At 52.6% G+C, this 14380-nt stretch carries 11 protein-coding genes; 2 read left to right on the top strand and 9 right to left on the bottom strand.

The annotated features are described in order from the left end of the window. Positions 1 to 10 precede the first annotated feature (10 nt). The 4 genes from aspC to pncB all read right to left on the bottom strand — a co-directional run bounded on the left by aspC (position 11) and on the right by pncB (position 5855). Positions 11 to 1201 (bottom strand): aspartate transaminase, encoded by a 1191-nt coding sequence (gene aspC / locus IB214_RS16275; RefSeq protein ID WP_115258934.1) that lies wholly within the window; start codon positions 1199 to 1201, stop codon positions 11 to 13. Between the two features lie 183 nt (positions 1202 to 1384). Continuing rightward, positions 1385 to 2467, bottom strand: a complete 1083-nt coding sequence (ompF, locus tag IB214_RS16270) for a porin OmpF (protein ID WP_115258933.1) — start codon at positions 2465 to 2467, stop codon at positions 1385 to 1387. 617 nt (positions 2468 to 3084) lie between these two features. Next, positions 3085 to 4485, bottom strand: a complete 1401-nt coding sequence (gene asnS, locus IB214_RS16265) for an asparagine--tRNA ligase (RefSeq protein ID WP_117341721.1) — start codon at positions 4483 to 4485, stop codon at positions 3085 to 3087. Positions 4486 to 4652: 167 nt separating this feature from the next. Beyond that, a complete protein-coding gene (gene pncB, locus IB214_RS16260) occupies positions 4653 to 5855 on the bottom strand; it encodes a nicotinate phosphoribosyltransferase (RefSeq protein WP_115258931.1) in 1203 nt (400 codons plus the stop codon). A gap of 265 nt (positions 5856 to 6120) precedes the next feature. Between pncB and pepN the strand changes: the two genes are divergently transcribed. Then, positions 6121 to 8733: an aminopeptidase N gene (gene pepN / locus IB214_RS16255; RefSeq protein WP_117341722.1), complete on the top strand. Its 2613-nt coding sequence runs from the start codon at positions 6121 to 6123 to the stop codon at positions 8731 to 8733. A gap of 104 nt (positions 8734 to 8837) precedes the next feature. Here the strand turns inward: pepN and ssuB are convergent, their stop codons facing one another. From ssuB to ssuE, 5 genes are read right to left on the bottom strand one after another with little or no spacing between them, the layout of a single operon-like run. Further along, on the bottom strand, positions 8838 to 9605 hold the full coding sequence (ssuB, locus tag IB214_RS16250) for an aliphatic sulfonates ABC transporter ATP-binding protein (protein ID WP_117341723.1): 768 nt from the start codon (positions 9603 to 9605) through the stop codon (positions 8838 to 8840). Beyond that, positions 9602 to 10393 carry an aliphatic sulfonate ABC transporter permease SsuC gene (ssuC, locus tag IB214_RS16245; protein WP_117341724.1) on the bottom strand — a complete coding sequence of 264 codons (792 nt, stop codon included), beginning with the start codon at positions 10391 to 10393 and terminating at the stop codon, positions 9602 to 9604. The genes ssuB and ssuC overlap by 4 nt, the downstream gene beginning before the upstream one ends. A gap of 11 nt (positions 10394 to 10404) precedes the next feature. Continuing rightward, entirely contained in the window at positions 10405 to 11550 is a 1146-nt protein-coding gene (gene ssuD / locus IB214_RS16240; protein ID WP_117341725.1) for an FMNH2-dependent alkanesulfonate monooxygenase, read from the bottom strand. Beyond that, entirely contained in the window at positions 11547 to 12521 is a 975-nt protein-coding gene (locus tag IB214_RS16235; RefSeq protein ID WP_117341726.1) for a sulfonate ABC transporter substrate-binding protein, read from the bottom strand. Before IB214_RS16235 ends, ssuD begins: the two co-directional genes overlap by 4 nt. Then, the gene (gene ssuE, locus IB214_RS16230; RefSeq protein WP_117341727.1) at positions 12514 to 13089 is read right to left on the bottom strand and encodes an NADPH-dependent FMN reductase; all 576 of its coding nucleotides are present in this window, start codon (positions 13087 to 13089) and stop codon (positions 12514 to 12516) included. The genes IB214_RS16235 and ssuE overlap by 8 nt, the downstream gene beginning before the upstream one ends. Positions 13090 to 13332: 243 nt before the next feature. Here ssuE and pyrD point away from each other — a divergent pair, with 243 nt between their 5' ends. Beyond that, positions 13333 to 14343 (top strand): quinone-dependent dihydroorotate dehydrogenase, encoded by a 1011-nt coding sequence (gene pyrD, locus IB214_RS16225; protein ID WP_117341728.1) that lies wholly within the window; start codon positions 13333 to 13335, stop codon positions 14341 to 14343. The last annotated feature ends 37 nt before the right edge of the window (positions 14344 to 14380 follow it).

The raw sequence follows: 14380 nt of genomic DNA, 5'->3' as shown, positions 1-14380 counted from the left end.
TCAGGTGAGCTTACAGCACGGCGACAATCGCTTCGCACAGCGGCGCCATGTTGTCAGGCGTCATACCCGCGACGTTCACGCGCCCGGAAGCGACAGCGTAAACGCCAAATTCCTCACGCAGACGCAGAACCTGTTCTTTCGTCAGACCGCTGAAGGAGAACATGCCGTTCTGTTTGATGATAAAGCTGAAGTCACGGTTTGCCCCTTTCTCCTGCAATGTATTCACAAACAGCAGACGCATACGCTGAATGCGCTGACGCATGTCGGTCAGTTCCTGCTCCCAGATTGCACGCAGGGCATCATTGCTCAGAATGGTGGCGACAACCGATGCACCGTGGGCCGGTGGGTTGGAATAGTTGGCACGAATGACGGACTTCATCTGGCTGAACGCACGGTCAACGGTGTCGGCATCGGCAGCAATCAGCGTACAGGCACCCACGCGCTCATTGTACAGGCCAAAGTTCTTGGAGTAAGAGCTGGCGACAATAAGCTCTTTGTGCAGCGCGGCGAATGCACGCAGGCCTTCGGCATCTTCTTCCAGACCACGAGCAAAGCCCTGATAAGCGAAGTCGAACAGTGGTAACCAGCCTTTTTCTACCGACAGCTGTGCCAGCGTTTGCCACTGCTCCAGCGTAGGGTCAATACCGGTAGGGTTATGGCAGCAACCGTGGAACAGTACCACGTCACCTGCCTGTGCTTCACTGAGGCTTGCCAGTAGCGCATCAAAGTCTAATGAATGGCTGGCCGCGTCGTAATAATTGTACTCACGAACTTCCAGACCGGCGGAGTTAAAGACGCTTTTATGGTTCGGCCAGCTTGGGTTACTTACCCATACGCGCTGCGTTGAGGTGTTTTTTGCCAGGAAATCTGCCGCCACACGCAATGCACCGGTACCACCAGGGGTTTGCGCGGTACGTGCGCGTTTGTCGTTAATCAGTGCGTGACCTTTACCAAACAGTAATTCCTGAGTGCAGCGACCAAATTCCGGAATACCGTCAATGCCAAGGTAGTTTTTGGTGGTTTCATTTTCCAGTATATATTGCTCGGCTTTTTTCACGCTGGTCAGCACCGGCGTTTTGCCTGTCTCATCTTTATATACACCGATCCCGAGGTTGATTTTCCCTGGGCGGTCATCGACACGAAACAAATCAGCCAGGCCCAAAATTGGGTCGGCGGGAGCGGCGGTAATGTTCTCAAACATGACGAGGTTCCATTGTGGTTACAGAAGGGAAGTCCGCTATCAGGTTAACGGTAGATTTACAAAATGCCAACCGTTAGTGACGAAAAGATAGAGTGTTTTTTGAAGACGCAAGAATCCGCTGATGGACATAAAAAAACAGGACCGAAGTCCTGTTTTTTAGGCATTTAGCAAAGAGGTCTGCTATTAGAACTGGTAAACGATACCGAGTGCCACGATGTCGTCAGAGTTCACGCCCAGTTTGTTGTCAGAATCGATCTGGTTGATCTTGTAGTCAACATAGGTGGACATGTTTTTGTTGAAGTAGTAGGTTGCGCCTACTTCGATGTAGTCCACCAGATCTTCGTTGCCGATACCTTCTACGTCTTTCGCTTTAGATTTGTTGTAGGAGATGGACGGACGCAGGCCGAAATCGAACTGGTACTGAGCGACAACAAAGAAGTCTTGAGTTTTGTTAGCAAAACCGCTCACGTTGTTGATGCCGTTGGTGAAACGGGTAGCGTTACGGGTTTCACCGTAGTTTGCTGCCAGATAGATGTTGTTGGCGTCATATTTCAGACCGGTCGCCCACTGCTCAGCTTTTTTACCGCCGTTAGCGTAGGCAGAGTTTTCCTGCGCGTTGGTGCGGTCAGCTGCGCCGTAAGCACCGACGATACCGAAGCCATCCATTTCGTAGCTTACAGAACCGCCCACACCGTCGCCGTTAGAGCGGCTGGTGTTACCGTCACGCTCGTTTTTGCCCAGATACTGAACACCAAAGTTCAGGCCGTCAACCAGACCGAAGAAGTTGGAGTTACGGTAGGTTGCAACGCCACCCACACGACCTACGAAGAAGTTGTCGCTGTATGCAGTATCACCACCAAATTCTGGCAGCATATCGGTGTAGCCCAGTGCATCGTAAACGATACCGTAGTTACGACCGTAATCGAAAGAACCTGCGTCGCCATATTTCAGACCCGCAAAGGCCAGACGGGTTTTGTTGCCGTTCTGAGCGTCACTACCGCCTTCAGAATTGTTACCGGCAAAGTTGTATTCCCACTGACCGTAACCAGTCAGATCGGCATTAATCTGAGTTTCCCCTTTGAAACCAAGACGAGCATAAGTCTGATCGCCATCGTCACCAGCGTTGTCAGTAAAATAGTGCAGACCCACGGTTTTACCGTACAGATCCAGCTTGTTGCCATCTTTGTTATAAACTTCTGCAGCGTTAGCTGCCCCGGCTACCAGCAGAGCAGGGATAACCACTGCCAGAATATTGCGCTTCATCATTATTTATTACCCTCATCGGTTTTTATATGACACCTGCCACTGCCGCCAATAAATTCCGTCAATCAAAATTTACGGAACTATTGATGAGAGTTTGGTGTCTTTATGTGTCTGACAGGCATCTTTCCATTCAAACAACCGTTTCGCTACCGTCAAAGTGCTACAAAGATAAAGATTTGGTTTCAAAAAGAAAAAATGTGTAACCAAATATTATTTTTATGCAACTTTGTGAACAACTTCAAACTTCAGTTGTCTCCGCGCTAAAAAACAGCACTTTCATTTCTATTTATATGATTTTCTTATATTTAATTATCATAACGGCGTTTTTCTGTGCGAATAATGGAAAGTTCGATTTTTACAGTTGACTATTTTTGGCCATCCAGAATGCCATGTGAGTGATTAAAAAATGGTCTATTTAATCAGAAAATGCTAATCCACAATAAAAGAACTGATTATTTTTTGTGCATATGTATTGCAGAGAAACATTACGTAACAGGACAAATGGAGTAAGAGGTTGTATTCAGGAAGAATGGCGAGTCTGTCTTAAGTGAAAAAACGGTGTATGGGTGATGGATATAAAAAAGGCCAGCAATGCTGGCCTTTGGCAGAATCATTCAGGATCAGAAGCTGGCGTTACGCGGTGTACGCGGGAACGGAATAACATCACGCACGTTTTGTACGCCAGTAACGTAGGCTATCAGACGTTCAAAGCCCAGACCGAAACCGGAATGCGGAACGGTGCCGTAGCGGCGCAGATCGCGATACCACCAGTAATCTTCTTTGTTCAACCCCATCTCCAGCATACGGGCATCCAGCACGTCCAGACGTTCTTCACGCTGGGAACCACCGATGATCTCACCGATTCCTGGAGCAAGTACGTCCATTGCCGCGACGGTTTTACCGTCTTCGTTAAGGCGCATATAAAACGCTTTAATGTCTTTCGGGTAGTTTTTAACCACCACCGGCGCTTTAAAGTGCTCTTCCGCGAGGTAACGTTCATGCTCGGAAGACAGGTCCACGCCCCAGTAAACCGGGTTCTCGAACTTTTTACCGCAGTTTTCCAGAATGCTTACCGCGTCGGTGTAATCCACCTGCGCGAAGTCAGCCTCAATGAAACGCTCCAGGCGTGAAATCGCGTCTTTGTCGACACGTTCAGCGAAGAATTTCATGTCATCTGCACGCTCATTCAGTACGGCTTTGAACGCGTACTTCAGCATGGCTTCAGCCAGACCCGCAACATCGTTCAGATCGGCAAACGCAACTTCCGGCTCCAGCATCCAGAACTCAGCCAGGTGGCGGCTGGTATTGGAGTTTTCTGCACGGAAGGTCGGTCCAAAGGTATAGATTTTGGACAGGGCACAGGCGTAGGTTTCGCCGTTCAGCTGACCTGAAACGGTCAGGAACGCTTCTTTACCAAAGAAGTCTTTATCGAAATCGACTTTACCCTGATCGTTACGCGGCAGGTTTTCCAGATCCAGCGTTGAAACGCGGAACATTTCACCGGCGCCTTCGGTATCGGAGGCGGTGATCAGCGGAGTGGATACCCAGAAGAAACCCTGCTCGTGGAAGAAGCGATGCAGCGCTTGCGCCAGCGTATGACGAACGCGCGCGACTGCACCAATCATGTTGGTGCGCGGACGCATATGCGCCACTTCACGCAGGTACTCAATGCTGTGACGTTTAGCGGCCATTGGGTAGGTATCAGGATCGTCAACCCAGCCGGTCACTTCAACTTCGGTTGCCTGGATTTCAAAGCTCTGTCCCTGTCCTGGAGACGCAACGACTTTACCCGTTACGATAACCGAGCAGCCCGTCGTCAGACGTAATACGTCTTGATTGTAATTGGGCAGAGAATTATTGATGACGGCCTGTACAGGATCAAAGCAGGAACCGTCATAAACGGCGAGGAAGGAGATGCCAGCTTTTGAATCTCGGCGGGTACGCACCCATCCGCGCACGGTGACTTCGCTGTCAACGGCTACGCGGCCCTGGAGTACGTCGGCTACAGGCACTACGCTCATAATAGTCTCTCTGTTAATAGTCGGATATATAAACACATGTCCACCCGTAAATGGGGGGGATACCTATGTTACCTGGCATCTGCAATCAGACAAGCAGAATTCGTAGCTGGAGTGAAAGATTTCGGAAATAAACGCGAAAAGGGAGTCGAAACGACTCCCTGGAGAGATTAACTGGCTTTTTTGATATGCGGAAGATCGAAGGCTTTGCGCAGCGCGCGGACAAACGCTTTATCATGGCAAATGGTTTTACCCGGGCTGTCGGACAACTTCGCCACCGGTTTGCCGTTGCATTCGACCAGCTTGATAACGATATTCAGCGGCTTGACCTGAGGAATATTGCAGGTTAAGCGCGTGCCAATCCCAAAACTCAGCTGCACGCGAGAAGAGAAGTGGCAATACAGTTCGATTGCTTTCTTCAAATCGAGATTATCGGAGAACACCAGCGTTTTGCTCAGTGGATCGATACCCAATTTCTCGTAATGCGCGATGGCTTTTTCACCCCATTCCAGCGGATCGCCAGAGTCATGGCGCAGACCCTGATAGCGGGTCGCAAACTCAACGCCGAAATCGCGTAAAAAGGCGTCCATGGTGATGCAATCGGTCAGCGCAATGCCGAGTTGATTAGGGTACTCGTGCAACCAGGCGGCAAGTGCGACGCGCTGACTGGTGGCAAGTTCAGGGCTAATTTGTTGATGAGCCTGGAACCATTCGTGTGCCTGAGTCCCCATTGGAGTTAATGACAGGCGGCGGGCGAGATCGTAGTTACTGGTGCCCACAAACCATGGCTCTTGCTGGAGACGTTTAACAATCGCCTGCTGCACGTCACGCGAAAAACGACGGCGCGTACCAAAATCCATCAGATGGAAGCGGGACATATCGACATCTTTCGTTAAAGCAGAGAATTCGACTAGTTTGCCTTCCAGTTCATCCAGCGCCTGCGGCACCCCAACTTCTGGCGAACGGTAGCGGTGCACCAGCTCGCTAATCACTGCCAGCAGCGGGACTTCCCACATGATGACTTCACGCCACGGGCCGGTTAAACGAATATTCAGCTTACCGTTATCGTTGGTGATGCATACCTGCTGCGGGTTATAGCGGAAATCGCGAAGCCAGCTGAGGTAATCAGCTTTAAAGAAAGGCAGGCCGGAGAGCCACTGGTACTCGTCCTCCTGCAGTTGCAGGTGCTGCATAGCATTCACCTGCTCGCGAATAGAATCGGCATAAATACCGAGCAGGTCATCGCCACGGCAACGAAATTCAGCCGCTACTTGTACATCATAGTAGTGGTGAAAAACGGCTTGCTGCATATGCAACTTATAAGCATCTGTATCCAGCAGCGAGTGCAGAACAGGAGAAGCGAATTGTGTCATAGGTGCGCAGTAGCATCCTCTCACGGGAGCGTTTAGTACAATAAACAACTAAGAAAACCGCTGGAGTATACCCTGTTTAGCGATTTATTGAACCCCGATCACACCATAAGCTGACTTTCTGGTCGAGGGCAATTCGTGCCTCGTGTTATATAAATGTAGCAAAAAGGGTGTTTGTGCCTGAAAAGATGAACATTCTGCGTAGCGCGATTTACGCAACAGGAATAGACTGAACCCGAGACTCTACCATAGATGCTAAAGGTTTTTTATGACACAACAGCCACAAGCCAAATACCGCCACGACTACCGTGCGCCGGATTACCAGATTACTGATATTGATTTGACCTTTGACCTGGATGCTGAAAAAACCGTGGTCACTGCCGTGAGCCAGGCTGTCCGTCATGGTGCGTCTGATGCCCCTCTGCGCCTGAATGGCGAGGATCTGACCCTGGTGTCAATCCACGTGAACGACGAACCGTGGACAGAGTATAAAGAAGAAGAAGGGGCGCTGGTCATCAGCCACCTGCCGGAACGTTTTACGCTGCGTATCGTGAATGAAATCAGTCCGGCGACGAATACCGCACTGGAAGGCCTGTATCAGTCCGGCGAAGCGCTGTGCACGCAGTGCGAAGCGGAGGGTTTCCGCCATATTACCTGGTATCTCGACCGTCCTGACGTGCTGGCACGGTTTACCACTAAAATTATCGCCGATAAAACCCGCTATCCGTTCCTGCTGTCTAACGGTAACCGCATTGCTCAGGGCGAGCTGGACAACGGTCGTCACTGGGTACAGTGGCAGGATCCGTTCCCGAAACCATGCTATCTGTTTGCCCTGGTAGCCGGTGATTTCGATGTTCTGAGTGACACCTTTACCACCCGTTCCGGGCGAGAAGTGGCGTTAGAGCTGTACGTCGACCGCGGCAATCTGGATCGCGCACCGTGGGCGATGACCTCGCTGAAAAATTCTATGAAGTGGGATGAAGAGCGTTTTGGCCTTGAGTATGACCTCGATATCTACATGATTGTCGCGGTGGACTTCTTTAATATGGGCGCGATGGAGAATAAAGGTCTGAACATCTTTAACTCCAAATACGTGCTGGCGCGTACCGATACCGCCACCGACAAAGATTACCTCGATATTGAGCGCGTGATCGGCCACGAATACTTCCACAACTGGACCGGCAACCGTGTGACCTGCCGCGACTGGTTCCAGTTGAGCCTGAAAGAAGGCTTAACCGTGTTCCGCGACCAGGAGTTTAGCTCCGACCTTGGCTCTCGTGCCGTTAATCGGATCAGCAACGTGCGTACCATGCGCGGTCTGCAGTTTGCCGAAGACGCCAGCCCGATGGCGCATCCTATCCGCCCGGATAGTGTCATTGAGATGAACAACTTCTATACCCTGACCGTGTACGAAAAGGGCGCAGAAGTGATCCGGATGATCCACACCCTGCTGGGTGAAGCGAATTTCCAGAAGGGAATACAGCTCTATTTTGAGCGCCATGATGGCAGCGCAGCGACCTGTGATGATTTCGTGCAGGCGATGGAAGATGCGTCTAACGTCGATCTCTCGCATTTCCGCCGTTGGTACAGTCAGTCCGGTACGCCGATTGTGACCGTACGTGATGACTATAACCCGGCCACCGAACAGTACACGCTGACGATAAGCCAACGTACGCCGGCTACACCGGATCAGGCAGAAAAACTGCCGCTGCATATTCCTTTTGCCATTGAGTTGTACGACAACGAAGGCAAAGTGATCCCGTTGCAAAAAGGCGGGCATCCGGTGAATTCTGTGCTCAACGTCACCCAGGCGGAACAAACCTTTGTCTTTGATAACGTCTACTTCCAGCCGGTTCCGGCGCTGCTGTGCGAATTCTCTGCACCGGTAAAACTGGAATATAAATGGAGCGATCAGCAGTTAACCTTCCTGATGCGTCACGCGCGTAACGATTTCTCTCGTTGGGATGCGGCGCAAAGCCTGTTGGCCACCTATATCAAGCTGAACGTTGCTCGCCATCAGCAAGGGCAACCGCTGTCGCTGCCGGTGCACGTGGCTGATGCGTTCCGTGCCATTTTGTTGGATGAGAAAATCGATCCGGCGCTGGCGGCAGAAATCCTGACGCTGCCTTCGGCGAATGAAATTGCTGAGCTGTTTGAGATTATCGATCCAGTGGCGATTACCGACGTGCGCGAGGCGTTAACCCGTACGCTGGCTGCCGAACTGGCAGATGAGTTCCTGGCCGTGTATAACGCCAACCATCTTGCAGAATACCGCGTTGAACATGGCGATATTGGCAAACGCACGCTGCGTAATGCTTGTCTGCGTTTCCTGGCTTTCGGCGAAACGCATCTGGCAGATACCCTGGTGAGCAAGCAGTACCGTGAAGCCAATAACATGACTGATGCGCTGGCGGCCCTGTCTGCGGCGGTAGCGGCGCAGTTGCCGTGTCGCGATGTGCTGATGCAGGCGTATGACGACAAGTGGCATCATGACGGTCTGGTGATGGATAAATGGTTTATCCTGCAATCCACCAGCCCGGCGGACAACGTGCTGGAAACGGTACGCGGCCTGTTGCAGCATCGTTCCTTTAGCATGAGCAACCCGAACCGTATTCGTTCTTTGATTGGCGCTTTCGCGGGCAGCAACCCGGCGGCGTTCCATGCGGAAGACGGTAGCGGTTATCAGTTCCTGGTCGACATGCTGACCGAGCTGAACAGCCGTAACCCGCAGGTGGCCTCACGTCTGATTGAGCCGCTGATCCGCTTGAAACGTTATGATGCCAAACGCCAGGCGAAGATGCGTGCGGCGCTTGAGCAACTGAAAGGTCTGGAGAATCTGTCCGGCGATCTGTTCGAGAAGATAACCAAAGCGTTAGCCTGAGACGTTGACCTGTCGTTTTGTAGGCCGGAGAAGGCGGTAAAGCCGCCATCCGGCAAAATGCCCGGTGGCTCAAACGCTTACCGGGCCTACAATGTCCTGAATGTTTATCCATGCAGTCGGATTGACTGTTCTGCCTCGCCACGCTGCATCACCCGATTCAATACTTCTGCTTCCAGTTCTGCCAGGCGCACTGAACCTGGTCGGCGTGGACGTGGAATATCTACCGTCAAATCCAGACCAATTTTTCCATCTTCAATCAGCAACACGCGATCGGCCATCGCCACCGCTTCGCTGACATCATGGGTGACCAGCAGTACGGTAAATCCCTGCTTTTGCCACAGCGAGACAATCAAATCTTGCATTTCCAGACGGGTTAACGCATCCAGCGCGCCCAGTGGTTCATCCAGCAACAGTAATCCGGGACGATGAATCAGTGCCCGTGCCAGCGCCACGCGCTGTTTTTGCCCACCGGAAAGGGCGGCAGGCCATTCCTGCGCCCGATTTTCCAGCCCAACAGACGTCAGCGCATCCCGGGCTGCATCTTGCCAGTGGCCATTAAGGCCCAGTCCTACGTTATCAATGACCGATTTCCACGGCAGCAGGCGTGCGTCCTGAAACATCATTCGCGTATCATGCTGAATATCCGCCAGCGGCGCGGTGCCGGCGAACAATTCCCCTGAGGTGGGCGATTCCAGACCGGCCAGCAGACGCAGCAGGGTACTTTTCCCGCCGCCGCTGCGGCCCACCACGGCAACAAATTGCCCCGCTGGAACAGGCAAATCTAGCTGATTGATCACTGTATTGGCGCCGTAGCGTTTTGTTACGCCGCTAAGCAGTAGCGGAATTCCCTGATTTAAACGGGTGGTATTCATACGGTGGCCTCCTTCGCATGGTAAGCCGGGTTCCAGCGTAGCCAGCTACGTTCCAGTAATTGCGCGCTGATGTCGGCCAACTTGCCGAGCAGGGCGTAGAGAATGATGGCCACCACGACCACATCCGTTTGCAGAAATTCGCGGGCATTCATTGCCAGGTAGCCGATGCCAGCGTTCGCTGAAATGGTTTCCGCCACGATAAGCGTCAGCCACATCAGCCCAAGGGAAAAACGTACGCCGACCATGATCGAGGGCAGAGCGCCGGGCAGGATCACATGGATAAACAGTGAAATACCGGATAACCCATAGCTGCGAGCCATTTCCACCAGCCCGCGATCGATATTGCGGATCCCGTGCCAGGTATTGATGTAAATAGGGAACAAGGTACCCAGGGCAACGAGAAAGATCTTGGCGGATTCATCAATACCGAACCACAAAATGACCAGAGGGATCAGCGCCAGATGCGGTATGTTACGCAGCATCTGCACCGAGGTGTCCAGCAACCGTTCCCCCCAGCGTGACAGGCCGCTTATCAGCCCCAACGTCAGGCCAATCGATCCGCCAATAGAAAAGCCGATCGCTGCCCGCCAGGTGCTGATCGCCAGATGCTGCCAAAGCTCGCCGCTGACGGAAAGCGTCCAGAAAGCTTCTACTACACCTTCTGGAGAGGGCAGGATGCGGGTGGACAGCCAGCCCATGGATGATGCCAGCTGCCAGAGCGCCACCAGACCAATCGGTAAAAACCACGGAGCAAAGCGAAGTAACCACTTATTTTGCGGCGTTGCCATCATCGGGCTCCTTAGCGTTGCGCGACGCTACGCGGAATAAATTCGTTCGCCACGGCTTCACCTTGTTGATGCAGGCGTTGCGGCTGCGGTATTTCTGGGATCGAGACATCCAGATGCGGGAACAGTAGCTCGCCGACCTTGTACGCCTCTTCCAGATGTGGATACCCGGACAACACAAAGCTGTCGATACCCAGCGCGGCATACTCATTAATCCGTGCCGCCACTGTTGGACCATCCCCCACCAGTGCGGTCCCGGCCCCGCCACGTACCAGTCCAACGCCCGCCCACAAGTTCGGGCTAATTTCCAGTTGGTCGCGCTTGCCGTTGTGCAGCGCTGCCATTCGGTGCTGGCCCACAGAGTCGGTTCTGGCGAAAGCGGCCTGGGCTTTGGCAATGGTGTCATCATCCAGATGGGCAATCAGGCGATCCGCTGCCTGCCATGCCTCAGCGGTGGTTTCGCGCACAATCACGTGCAGGCGAATACCAAAGCGGATCTTACGCCCAAGCGCCGCTGCTTTTGCCCGTACTTGCTCTATCTTCTCTTTCACCAAGTCGGGCGGCTCACCCCAGGTCAGGTAGAGATCAACCTGCTCAGCGGCCAGTTCCTGCGCTATGTCGGAAGACCCGCCGAAATACAGTGGCGGATGGGGTTGTTGCACGGGCGGGAAAAAGAGTTTTGCCCCACGGACGTGAACGTGTTTACCGTTAAAATCCACGGTGTCGCCCTGTAGCAAGCGTCGCCATACCTGGGTAAATTCAGCGGAGGCTTCATAACGCTCAGTGTGATCGAGAAAAACACCATCACCTGCTAACTCTTGTGGATCGCTGCCGGTTACCAGATTAAATAGCGCCCGACCGTTGGACAGTCTGTCGAGCGTCGCCGCCTGGCGTGCCGCCACCGTGGGGGACGTCACGCTGGGGCGCAGCGCGACCAGAAATTTTAACCGCTGGGTGACCGGGATCATTGAGGCGGCAACCAACCAGGCATCTTCACAGGAGCGGCCTGTCGGGATCAGTACCCCGGTAAATCCCAGGCGGTCGGCCGTTTGCGCGATTTGTTGCAGATAACCATGATCGACCGGGCGTGCACCTTCTTCTGTTCCCAGATAATGGCCGTCACCGTGCGTGGGTAAAAACCAGAACATATTCAGACTCATAATTTTGCTCCTGTCTGCTGAGTGGGTTGCCAGATTCGCTGGCGAATGTCGATTTTTTTCGGCACCAGCCGATTGTCATAAAACAGATCGGCAGTTTGTTGCTGCAATGCGGCAACAGAAGCACTGACGGGCGTAATGGAGGTTGGCGGGCGATGGTCCAGATAGGACGCTATGACCGGCTCAGGTAGCCCCATCGTTTTCGCCAACAGGGTGATGCTCTGCTGGCGTTGGCTGAGTGTTAAGGCATCGGCTTGGCTGAAGGTGTCCAGCACGCCAGGAATAAATGCGCTGTTTTTCTCGGCATAAGGGCGTGCGGCGAGATAAAACGATCCGGTCTGTTTAAGGTCGGTACCGTCTTTGAGTACGCGTACATCACCCTGCAGCAAGGCGGCGGAGTAGTAAGGGTCCCAAATTGCCCATGCATCCACATTCCCCTGTTGGAAAGCGGCACGCGCATCGGCGGGCGTCAGATAGGTGGCCTGGATATCGGTAAACTTCAACCCGGCCTGCTGCAGGGCCCTCAACAGCAGATTGTGCGCGCTGGAGCCTTTCTGGAAGGCGACCTTATGTCCTTTAAGTTCTTCGACGGTGTGGATGGGGCTGTCTTTCGGTACCAAAATCACTTCTGCATGCGGTTTTGGCGGTTCGACGCCGACATAGACCAGATCGGCCCCGGCGGCCTGAGCAAAAATCGGCGGGATATCACCAGTGCTGCCCAGATCGATGCTGCCGATATTGAGCGCCTCCAGCATTTGCGGGCCGGCTGGGAACTCTACCCAGGAGATTTTTGTTTGCGGGTAGCGTTTTTCCAGCAACTGATGGCTTTTAGCCAGCACCATGCTGACGCTGCCTTTCTGATAGCCAATGCGCAGGGCGTCTGGCGCGGTCTCTGCGGCGTGAACCAGCGTGGATAAAGACAGCAGTCCGGTCAGCGCCAGCCACGGTGTATGGCGTTTGAGTAAATTAAGCATGGGCGGCACCCCGCAGCGTGTTCACGTGCACAAATTGGACATCACGACGCTGCAACGCCTGCCAAAAGGTCTCGAGTGCATTGTCCAGGCGTAATTGCAGGTTCGGCGTAAACTGCGGCTTATGTTGATAATCAATAACCTGCGAATCATCGGCGAAAACGCCGTGCAGGATCTCCTGGGCCTTCAGTGCGCTGAGTACCGGTTTCAGGGCGTAATCGACGGCCAGTAAATGTGCTACGGTGCCGCCGGTGGCCAGTGGCAACACTACTTTGCCTTCCAGTGCTCGTTCGGGGAGCAGGTCGAGCAAGGTTTTCAATGCGCCGGAATAGGCCGCTTTGTAGACCGGCGTGGCGACAATCAGTCCGTCTGCATCCTGCAACTGTTCGATAAACGTCTTCAGTGCCGGACTGTCGAAGCGCGCATAGATCAGATCCTCAGGCTCAAAATTGTGCAGATTCCAGTGATAGACCTCGACATCCTGTCCATGCAGTTTTTCTCGCGCATATTCCAGTAGGGCGCTGGAGCGAGAGGGGAAGCGTGGGCTACCCGCCAGAGTGATAACGCGCATATTTATATTCTCTCCTTATAACCAAATATTCGTTTTTATTTAACATTGATAACAATTTGTGCAGTCTGGCAGAGAGATTTTGTTTATCGAAATGATTTATGCGGGATAGAAAAGCTGAAAACTGCATAAAAGGAGGACAAGAAAGAAAACGTTTGCGTTTTATTGCCGCAGGTCAATTCCCTTTTTGTTCACGATCGCACATAATACGCCCCCGGTTTGCACACCGGGAATCCAGGAGAGTTCATGTACTACCCCTTCGTTCGTAAAGCCCTTTTTCAGCTCGATCCAGAGCGCGCTCATGAATTGACATTCCAGCAATTACGTCGCATTACGGGCACGCCGCTCGAAGCGCTTGTCCGCCAGAAAGTACCGGCAAAACCGGTGACCTGCATGGGGCTGACGTTTAAGAATCCGCTCGGTCTTGCCGCCGGGCTGGATAAAGACGGGGAGTGCATTGATGCACTCGGTGCAATGGGGTTCGGCTCAATTGAGATAGGCACCGTGACGCCACGTCCTCAATCGGGTAATGATAAGCCACGTCTTTTCCGTCTGGTTGACGCAGAAGGTTTGATCAACCGCATGGGCTTCAATAACCTGGGCGTTGATAACCTGGTAGAGAACGTTAAGAAATCGCATTTTGACGGCATTCTGGGGATCAATATTGGTAAGAACAAAGATACCCCGGTAGAGAATGGCAAAGATGACTATCTGATTTGTATGGAAAAAGTCTATGCTTATGCTGGCTATATTGCGATTAATATTTCCTCACCTAATACGCCAGGGTTACGCACGCTGCAATACGGCGAAGCGCTGGATGATTTGCTGACGGCAATTAAAAATAAGCAAAACGATCTCCAGGCGATCCACCATAAATATGTTCCGGTGGCGGTAAAGATCGCCCCAGATCTTTCTGAAGAAGAACTGATCCAGGTAGCTGACAGTTTAGTTCGCCATAATATTGATGGCGTCATTGCCACCAACACCACGCTCGATCGCTCCCTGGTACGGGGAATGAAAAATTGCGATCAAACGGGTGGCCTGAGTGGTCGACCGTTACAATTAAAAAGCACCGAAATTATTCGCATGTTGTCCCGGGAATTAAAAGGGCAACTGCCGATTATCGGGGTTGGCGGTATCGACTCAGTCATCGCTGCGCGTGAGAAAATAGCCGCAGGGGCTTCCTTGGTTCAGATTTATTCAGGCTTTATTTTTAAAGGCCCGCCGTTGATTAAAGAAATCATCACCAATATCTGAATACTACCTTAATCACAAACCAGGGCTTTATTTCTGG

The sequence above is a fragment of the Citrobacter sp. C1 genome (assembly GCF_014596895.2).
GTDB lineage: Bacteria > Pseudomonadota > Gammaproteobacteria > Enterobacterales > Enterobacteriaceae > Citrobacter > Citrobacter gillenii.
This window is presented reverse-complemented; position numbering and strand designations above follow the sequence as displayed.

Excerpts from the sequence above, each read along its gene's own strand:
- IB214_RS16235 (WP_117341726.1), bottom strand. The coding sequence starts at position 12,521 with ATGCTTAATTTACTCAAACGCCATACACCGTGGCTGGCGCTGACCGGA.
- pncB (WP_115258931.1), bottom strand. The coding sequence starts at position 5,855 with ATGACACAATTCGCTTCTCCTGTTCTGCACTCGCTGCTGGATACAGAT.
- pyrD (WP_117341728.1), top strand. The coding sequence starts at position 13,333 with ATGTACTACCCCTTCGTTCGTAAAGCCCTTTTTCAGCTCGATCCAGAG.
- ompF (WP_115258933.1), bottom strand. The coding sequence starts at position 2,467 with ATGATGAAGCGCAATATTCTGGCAGTGGTTATCCCTGCTCTGCTGGTA.
- ssuC (WP_117341724.1), bottom strand. The coding sequence starts at position 10,393 with ATGGCAACGCCGCAAAATAAGTGGTTACTTCGCTTTGCTCCGTGGTTT.
- ssuD (WP_117341725.1), bottom strand. The coding sequence starts at position 11,550 with ATGAGTCTGAATATGTTCTGGTTTTTACCCACGCACGGTGACGGCCAT.
- pepN (WP_117341722.1), top strand. The coding sequence starts at position 6,121 with ATGACACAACAGCCACAAGCCAAATACCGCCACGACTACCGTGCGCCG.
- asnS (WP_117341721.1), bottom strand. The coding sequence starts at position 4,485 with ATGAGCGTAGTGCCTGTAGCCGACGTACTCCAGGGCCGCGTAGCCGTT.
- ssuB (WP_117341723.1), bottom strand. The coding sequence starts at position 9,605 with ATGAATACCACCCGTTTAAATCAGGGAATTCCGCTACTGCTTAGCGGC.
- aspC (WP_115258934.1), bottom strand. The coding sequence starts at position 1,201 with ATGTTTGAGAACATTACCGCCGCTCCCGCCGACCCAATTTTGGGCCTG.
- ssuE (WP_117341727.1), bottom strand. The coding sequence starts at position 13,089 with ATGCGCGTTATCACTCTGGCGGGTAGCCCACGCTTCCCCTCTCGCTCC.